The sequence below is a fragment of the Stenotrophomonas sp. STEN030 genome (assembly GCF_056759995.1).
The window spans coordinates 1-7,900 of sequence record NZ_JBRREB010000093.1 but is presented as its reverse complement, the minus strand read 5'-3'; the positions used below and the strand labels follow the sequence as shown (position 1 = coordinate 7,900).

The window sequence follows — 7,900 nt, the reverse complement described above, 5'->3', positions numbered from 1 at the left end:
AGATGTGTATAAGAGACAGATGCTCGGCTGAGGCTTTACTAATGGAGCCTCTGCCGAGCATGGCTCGGCACTACATCGTTTGGGCTCTATCGGTAGAGCCCAAGCCGAGCATGGCTCGGCACTACGTTGATAGCCTGCTACCCGGAGAAAGCGGTACGGCGACGAGTGCCATGATGCCGACCAGCCCCCAGACCCAAGCCCATGAAGTCAGGCTCAAGCCAATGGCAATCAAATAGGGCGTGATGAAAGCGGAAGCAAACACCATCATCCCCTCCAATCCTATGGCCGTGCCTGCGCGATCAGCGCCGGCCATGATCGCGATCTCAGCGAACGCCACACCATGCCAGGCATTTGCGAACACGCCAGCTACGACGAGCAGAAGCAATATCCACCAGACGGCCGCAGCGCTGGAAAGTGCCAGACCAACCGTCGCGCCACCAGCAAGCAACCCGAACCCGCGAATGAAGCGCCGCCGATTGGCAAACCTGTCCGACAATTTCCCACTTGCGATGCGCAGTCCGCCACCTACCAACTGAACGGTAATCAGCATCGCTGACAGCACACCAATGCCAAGCTGATGCACATCATGCAGGTAGATGCCAGCAAACGTCAGCACTGCAACTTGCGGGACAGTCAACAGAGCACTGGCCGATGCCAGTCTCCATACGTCCATACGTCGCAATGGAGAACGCCCTTCAATTGCATGCCCAGCCAGTGCAGCGACGCGTTTGCCAACAGGTGCTTCGTACAGCCAGAGCCAGGTAGCAACTGCACTGACCATGCACAAGGCCGCCAGAACCGCATAGACGCTGCCAAACCCCCATCGTTGGGCCAGAACTGGCAGAACTGCCGCGCCGAACGCGCCACCGACAGGAATAGCACTCTGCCGAATGCTCATGGCGAAACCACGTCGGCCGTCGCTGAACCACGTCATGATGGCCCGGCCCGACGATGAATTCACACTCGCGCCTACGGCGCCAAACACTACGTAGCTCAACGCCAGCGGGCCAAAGCCTGCGCCGACACCGGGCGTTATGAACAGCGACATCAACGCCAACATCGCCGCCATCGACACCAGGCCCATCAGCAGCACACGGCGATCACCCAGTTTGTCGGTCAGCAGACCCCACAGTACTTCGGAAGCCGCAACACCCAGCGCCATGCAGCCCAGAACAACACCCAGCTGCCGCTCTGCAAGCCCGTACTCTTGACGTATCAGCACGCTCAGCACCGGCAACCCTGAAAACGCCGCTGCAAAACTAATCTGTGCTGCAACACCTACTGACAGAATGACCCAGCGATGCCGCGGGCCAAAGTTTGCGACAACAGCTCCAGTGCGAATGTTGGACATGAGGTTTCCTGCTTTTCTGCTGCATTTAACGGCTGCAGGGCGCTTAACAGCCTCCCTGAATTCGAACGCCACCGTAGTCTTTGCAGCTCATCCAGGGAAATATTCTGCACGCATCAACTGATCCACATTCTTTCTTTGGTTGGTAGCTTTTCACTTGCAGCACAAACAAATAAAACGGAAAAAAGGCGCGGAATCCGCGCCTTTTTGCTTTTTTCATTTGTAGAGCCGAGCCATGCTCGGCTGAGGCCTTACCGGTGATGCCCTTGCCGAGCATGGCTCGGCACTACTTGACCCGGCGCAGGTGCGGGCCGCGCTTGTTGAACGGCGGTTGCCCGCGCCAGTAGCGGATCAGCAGCCAGCCAAACAGCATGCCGCCCAAGTGGGCGAAATGGGCGACGCCGGGCTGCCAGCCAGTGAAACCCAGTAGCAGTTCAATCGCACCGAACACGATCACGAAGGTACGCGCCTTCATCGGGATCGGCGGGAACAGCAGCATCACCCGCTGGTTCGGGAACAACATGCCGTAAGCCAGCAACAGGCCGAACACGCCACCGGAAGCGCCCAGTACCGGGTTGTACTCACCGGCAAACGCAGCGACCAGCAACTGGCACAGGCCTGCGCCAACCACACACACCATGTAATAGGTCAGGAAGCGCTTCTCGCCCCAGGTCGCCTCCAACGGTGCACCAAACATGAAAAGCGCCAGCATGTTGAAGAACAGATGGCCAAAGCTGCCATGCAGGAAACCATAGCTCAGCAGCTGCCACGGTTCGAAACCGGGCGAATCAGCAAAGAACTGCTGCGAGCCCAGCGGCCACAACATCAGCTGGGTAAAGATGCCCGCCGTCTGTGGAAGCTGCTGCAGCAGGAACAGGACGACGTTGGCGATCAGCAACGTCTGGGTGATCTTGGGTAGGCGCGGGAACATGGTGGCATCCGGAGGAACTGTCGCCATGATAGCCGCAGCAGCTAGCCCGGGCCCCAGATCGCCTCGTCCAGGCTGCGCGGCGGTTTGGCCCGCTTCACCCGGCCGTTTTCCACCGCAACACCCTCCGCCCGCAGCCGTTGGCTCTGCTCGCGCCAGCCGCGCGAGCCCTCGGGCATCGCGATGCGGCCGTCTGAGCGCAACACCCTATGCCACGGCAGTTCCGGGTCGTCGTTGCTACCCAGCAGGCGCGCCACCAACCGCGCCCTACCAGGCAGCCCGGCCTTGGCCGCTACTTCGCCGTAACCGAGCACCTGTCCGCGTGGAATGGCGCGAATCGCCTCAAGGATGCGCGCATGACCGGTGGCGGCACTGACCTCAGGGCTCACCGCCTCTTCGCTACGCCGCTGCCCACCAGCAACACGCCCAGCAGCACCAGCACCGTCCCGGCGCTTTGCCAAATGCCCATCGGTTCGTCGAGCAGCCATACGCTGAGCACAATTGTGGAAACCGGGCCCAGCATACTCACCTGCGCAGCCAACGAGGAGCCAATCCGCTTGACCCCGATCATGATCGCCAGCACCGGCAGCACCGTGCAGATCGTGCCGTTGAGCAGCGACAGCCAATACACCGGCGGCGCGTACTCCCACAACGCATCCCAAGGCTGGAACAGCAGGTACTGACCGATGCACAACACGCAGGCCACCATGCTGGCGTAAGCGGTCAGGCGTACCGCGCCAATCCGCACCACCGCCTGGCCACTGCCGAACAGATACACCGCATAACTCAGCGCACTGGCGAACACCAGGCCCGAGCCAATCAGGGTACGCCGGCCTTCGAGCTGGATGTCATGGCCGAAAGCCAGCAACACGCCGAGATAGCTGACCAACAGGGCTGCCACCTGGATGCGGGTGGGCCGTTGCTTGAGCACCACCAGCGCGATCAGCACCACCAGCGTGGGGCTGAGATACAGGATCAGTCGTTCCAGCGTGGCGCTGATGTATTGCAGGCCAAGGAAATCCAGATAGCTGGACAGGTAATAACCGCTGAAGCCGAGCAGCAGCACCCGCCAGCGGTCGCCCACCGACAACGGCTGTGCGCGCCGTGCCGCCCACATGCCCATGACGATGAAGAACGGGAGCGCGACCATCATCCGCAGCGCCAGCAAGGCAGTGGCATCGGCGCCATGCCGATAGGCGAGTTTGACGATTACCGCCTTACCGGACGCGGCGATGGCACCGGTGGCGGCCAGCAGCAGGCCGCTGATCAACAGGCGGCGCGAGCTGGTGGGTAATGTTGGCGCAGCCATCGTGGCCTCGCGCTGGCTTGGAGCAGTCACGGTGTTACGACATCCGGGGGGAGATGGCTTTCTATTATGGGCGCTGCGGGATCTGGGCGTGGCTGCTGGGTAGGACCAGTAGGTCAACCCGAAGCAAAAAGAACCTCAACAGCCACTTTATGGCTGCATGAGGCGCAACAACAGAAGCATTGCCGGTGACTGCAGGATCAGCCTCCTCCCTTGCGCGCAGCGCAGGGGAGGATTGAGCAGGCGTGCTTCTTGCGCTGTTGCTGTTGCTACCCAGCCCCTCACTTCAACGCATCAAAACAACTTCCTCAGCGGAAGTCGGATGGATCGCCACCGTCTCCTCCATCTGCCTGCGGGTCACCCCGGCCTTCACCGCCACCGCAAACCCCTGCAGGATCTCGTCGGCACCCTCGCCCAGCAGATGGATGCCAACCACCTTTTCATCCTCACCAGCACAAACCATCTTGAACAGGCTGCGTACCTCACCCTGCCCCAGCGCCTGCAGCATCGGCCGGAAGCGGCTGTAATACGTGCTCACCTTGCCAAAACGCTTGCAGGCCTCTTCCTCGCTCAGGCCGACGCTGCCCAGCGGCGGATGCGCGAACACAACACTGGGAACGTTCTCGTAATCGAGCCTGGCCTCAGGCTGCCCGCCCAGCACACGATCCATCAGCCTGCGTGCGGCAGCAATCGCAACCGGAGTCAGAGTCACCCGGCCGGTAACGTCGCCAACCGCATAGATGCCCGGCATCGAAGTGTTCTGGTAGTCATCGACCTCGATCTGGCCCTTCTCGCCCAGCTTCACGCCAGCCTGCTCCAAGCCAAGCCCCTTTGTGTTCGGGCCACGCCCGGTGGCGAAAAGCACCGTATCGAATACAGCCTGTTCCGGGCCGTTGTGCAGCTGCGCGCGGATCTGTTGCTGCTGCCGCTGCAGCGCTTCTACCTTGCAGCCGAAGTGCAGCTCCACGCCCTGCAGCCGCAGGTTCTCCGCCAGCTGGTCTGATACTTCCGCGTCAAACTTATCAAGCAAGCGCTGCCCGCGTACCAGCAAGGCAACCTCGCTACCCAACGCACGTAGTACGCCAGCAAGTTCCACCGCGATATAACCACCGCCTACCAAGGCAACGCGATCCGGCCGTGCCTGCAGCGCAAAGAAATCATCCGAAACACCGCCCAAATCTGCCCCTGGCAACTCCGGCTTGAGCGGGTGCGCGCCAGTAGCAATGACGATGTGCTCGGCGCGGAACTGAGTGCCGTCGTCGCACTGAACCGTGTGCGCATCGATCAGATGCCCACGATTGCTGACCCGCACCACGCCGGTTTCATCCAACCGCTTTTGATAACTGGCGTGGATATTAGCGATGTACTGCTGGCGCCGATCCAACAGCGTCGACCATGCCAACGCCGGCTCGGCCGGCACATCAAACCCGACACGTCGCGCCAATGCGATCCGCTCAGCCAGATCCGCGGCCAGCCACATCGCCTTCTTCGGCACGCAACCCACATTGACGCAGGTGCCACCCAACGGCGCTGGTTCCAGCATTGCCACCTTGGCCCCATACGATGCGGCACGGAAAGCGGCAGCCAAACCGCCCGAACCGCCGCCCAGCACCACCACGTCGTAGTTGCGCGCACTCATTGGAAACGCTCCACGCGATACGGCGCAGGATCGATTGCAGGCGCTTGCCCGGTTATCAAATCAGCCATCAGTTGTCCGCTCCCACTGCTCATACTGATGCCGAGCATGCCATGACCAGCCGCTAGCCAGACGTGAGCGTGCAAGGGCGAGCGCCCCAGTATCGGCATGTCATCCCAGGTCATCGGCCGCCAGCCATACCAGCGCTCATGGATGACCTCACCGATTGGCTGGCGCAAATACTGCCGCGCCGCCTGCTCCAGTGCCTGCAGACGGGTTTCATTCAAACGCCGGTCCTGCCCGGAAAATTCCATCGTGCCGCCCAGACGCATCTGTTCAGCCCAGGCAATGACAAATACCGAACGATCCTTCAGCACCACCGGCCGGCTCGGCACCTGCATCGGGCAACTGCCAGTGATGGAGTAGCCTTTGCCTGCCTGGATCGGGACGCGCAGCCCCAACTTGGCGGCCAGCCGTGGTGACCACGCGCCGGTCGCCAGCACCAGTTCATCGGTATCGCGGGCACCTCGATTGGTCTGCACGCGCACGCCCTGCTCGCGTGGCTCAAATGATTGCACCGCGCAGTGCTCTTCAATCAGCACACCGCGCGCACGCAGCACCCGTCCGAGTTCGGCGGTGTAACGATCCGGACGCAGACTGGCATCGCCTGGAAAACGGATCGCGCCGACCACGCCATCATTGAAGGCGGGCTCAGCACGAACGTAATCGCTGCCATCGATGATCTCGGTGGCGATGCCAAGATCTGCCAATGCGTCGCATTCGGCCGCGTGGGTGTCGAAATTGCTTTGCTGGCGAAACACATAGTCCAAGCCCTTCTCGGCGAACTCGCAATCCAGCTGGTAACGCAGCACCCAATCGGCCAAGCGTTGCCGAGAGTCGTTCAACAACGCGGCACGCCCTTGCGCGCTGCGTAGCCAGTCCTGTCGATTGCAGCGCGCAGCGAACTTCAGCAGCCAGCGCCAAAGCGCAGGATCAAAACGCGGCGGAATGTACAGCGGCGCCTGCGGCGACAGCATCCAGCGCAATGCGCGCACCGGCACGCCCGGTGCCGCCAACGGTGGCGCATGGCTGGGAGTGATGGTGCCGCAGTTGCCGTGCGAGGTAGCACCGCCCAGTGTGCCGGCGTCAATCAACCGCACCTGCCGTCCCGCTTCGGAAAGCGCCAACGCGGTGGCCAGACCGGTGGCACCGGCGCCAACAACAAGAACATCGTCTTTGGGGGAGTTCACCCAGCTATTTTATTGCCACTAATGCATCAGCGCCGCAGTGGTGGCAATTGCAAGTAAGTGAACGCCCGCCACAGCCATTCCACCGGCCCGTACTGGAAACGCCGCAACCATAGCTGGCTGAGCAGTACCTGCACAGCGAACAGACCCACGGCAAACAGCAGCTGCGACGCACGCCCCATCTGCTCGAACCAACCCAGACCATAGCCGTAGAAGACCAGGGTGCAGACCAGAGACTGCCCAAGGTAATTGCTCAAGGCCATGCGTCCAGCCGGTGCCAGCCATTGCAGACAACGACTCCAGCGCACACCCCAGGCCAGATAGCCCAGACACATCAGCAAACCTGCCACTGCAGTCAGCGCGTAGGCGCCTGCGCTGCGCATGGTGAACTGTCCCGGGGCGTTGTATGGCAGCACCCACACGCTCAACAGCATCACCGCCAAGCCAACTGGCAGCAACAACCAGCGCAAAACGGCCCACAACCGCGGATAGCGGCCGGGTTCGGCGATCGCGCCGCTGCGCGCAAACCATGCGCCGATCAGGAACATACCCAGCACCTGTGGGCCGACCAGCAACAGCGCACCCAGCGAAGCACCCACGTCCTGCAAGCGCTGCGCAACTGCCTGCAGATAACTGCCCTGTCCGTAAGCCTGACGCTGCGCCTCGATTGCAGCCTTTGCTGCTTCGGCCTGCGCAGTGGCGGCGTCGGCCGGAACAAATTGCATCAGGGCGCCCAACAGCAGCATCAATACGGCAGCTCCCAGATATGCCATGGTGCCCAGCGCCGGCAACCAACTACGCGGCGCCTCGCGGAACGCCAACAAGGCAAACGACAACAGCGCGTAGGCAACCAGAATGTCACCGGACCACAGCAGCAACGCATGCAGCACGCCGATGATCAGCAAGCCAAGGCTGCGGCGCAGATAGAAGCGGGTGAAGTCGCGCCCTGCAGTGGCCGCCCGCTGCGCCATTACCGCGAAGCCGGCACCGAACAGCAGCGAGAACAGAGTGAAGAACTTGCCCTGCACGAAGATGTAGACGAAGGCATCGGCCCAGTAGTCCCGGCCCAGCCAATGCGGATCGATGCCGGTGAACGACATGTCCAACGGGCCGCTGAAGGCCTCCATGTTCATCAGCAAGATGCCGAACAAGGCAAAGCCACGCAGCACATCCAAGCTGGCGATGCGTTCATTGGCCGCCACAGGCTGGAAAGCAGAAGTAGACAACGACGACATCCTTCAGCAACAGGTGCGCGATTAGAGCACGCCGGAACAAGGTAGTGCCGAGCCATGCTCGGCAGGGGCTTGCCCAGCGACCTGTAGTGGGGGGGGGGGGGGGGGGGGGGGGGGGGCGGGGGGGGGGGCGGCACGGCACAGGCGGGCCCGCCGCGCGCCGCGGGGCGGGGCGCGGGGCCGCGGCGGCGCGCCAGCAGACC

At 62.2% G+C, this 7,900-nt stretch carries 7 protein-coding genes; all 7 read right to left on the bottom strand.

All coding sequences use genetic code 11. The features are described 5' to 3' along the window. Positions 1 to 121: 121 nt before the first annotated feature. The 7 genes from ACVOLR_RS19555 to ACVOLR_RS19525 all read right to left on the bottom strand — a co-directional run bounded on the left by ACVOLR_RS19555 (position 122) and on the right by ACVOLR_RS19525 (position 7,700). Positions 122 to 1,351, bottom strand: a complete 1,230-nt coding sequence (locus tag ACVOLR_RS19555; protein WP_481537918.1) for an MFS transporter — start codon at positions 1,349 to 1,351, stop codon at positions 122 to 124. 283 nt (positions 1,352 to 1,634) lie between these two features. Then, the gene (locus ACVOLR_RS19550; RefSeq protein ID WP_481517699.1) at positions 1,635 to 2,279 is read right to left on the bottom strand and encodes a rhomboid family intramembrane serine protease; all 645 of its coding nucleotides are present in this window, start codon (positions 2,277 to 2,279) and stop codon (positions 1,635 to 1,637) included. A 41-nt stretch (positions 2,280 to 2,320) separates the two neighbouring features. Then, the gene (locus ACVOLR_RS19545) at positions 2,321 to 2,665 is read right to left on the bottom strand and encodes an MGMT family protein (RefSeq protein WP_481537917.1); all 345 of its coding nucleotides are present in this window, start codon (positions 2,663 to 2,665) and stop codon (positions 2,321 to 2,323) included. After that, complete coding sequence (locus ACVOLR_RS19540) at positions 2,662 to 3,585, bottom strand: DMT family transporter (RefSeq protein WP_481537919.1); 924 nt, start codon at positions 3,583 to 3,585, stop codon at positions 2,662 to 2,664. Before ACVOLR_RS19540 ends, ACVOLR_RS19545 begins: the two co-directional genes overlap by 4 nt. Before the next feature lie 283 nt (positions 3,586 to 3,868). Then, positions 3,869 to 5,221, bottom strand: a complete 1,353-nt coding sequence (gene gorA / locus ACVOLR_RS19535; protein ID WP_481537916.1) for a glutathione-disulfide reductase — start codon at positions 5,219 to 5,221, stop codon at positions 3,869 to 3,871. Beyond that, positions 5,218 to 6,468 carry an NAD(P)/FAD-dependent oxidoreductase gene (locus ACVOLR_RS19530; protein WP_481537915.1) on the bottom strand — a complete coding sequence of 417 codons (1,251 nt, stop codon included), beginning with the start codon at positions 6,466 to 6,468 and terminating at the stop codon, positions 5,218 to 5,220. The genes gorA and ACVOLR_RS19530 overlap by 4 nt, the downstream gene beginning before the upstream one ends. A gap of 26 nt (positions 6,469 to 6,494) precedes the next feature. Next, positions 6,495 to 7,700, bottom strand: a complete 1,206-nt coding sequence (locus ACVOLR_RS19525) for a DUF418 domain-containing protein (RefSeq protein ID WP_481537914.1) — start codon at positions 7,698 to 7,700, stop codon at positions 6,495 to 6,497. Between the last annotated feature and the right edge of the window lie 200 nt (positions 7,701 to 7,900).

Coding starts and splice junctions, on each gene's coding strand:
- ACVOLR_RS19555 (WP_481537918.1), bottom strand. CDS start 1,351: ATGTCCAACATTCGCACTGGAGCTGTTGTCGCAAACTTTGGCCCGCGG.
- ACVOLR_RS19550 (WP_481517699.1), bottom strand. CDS start 2,279: ATGTTCCCGCGCCTACCCAAGATCACCCAGACGTTGCTGATCGCCAAC.
- ACVOLR_RS19540 (WP_481537919.1), bottom strand. CDS start 3,585: ATGGCTGCGCCAACATTACCCACCAGCTCGCGCCGCCTGTTGATCAGC.
- gorA (WP_481537916.1), bottom strand. CDS start 5,221: ATGAGTGCGCGCAACTACGACGTGGTGGTGCTGGGCGGCGGTTCGGGC.
- ACVOLR_RS19525 (WP_481537914.1), bottom strand. CDS start 7,700: ATGTCGTCGTTGTCTACTTCTGCTTTCCAGCCTGTGGCGGCCAATGAA.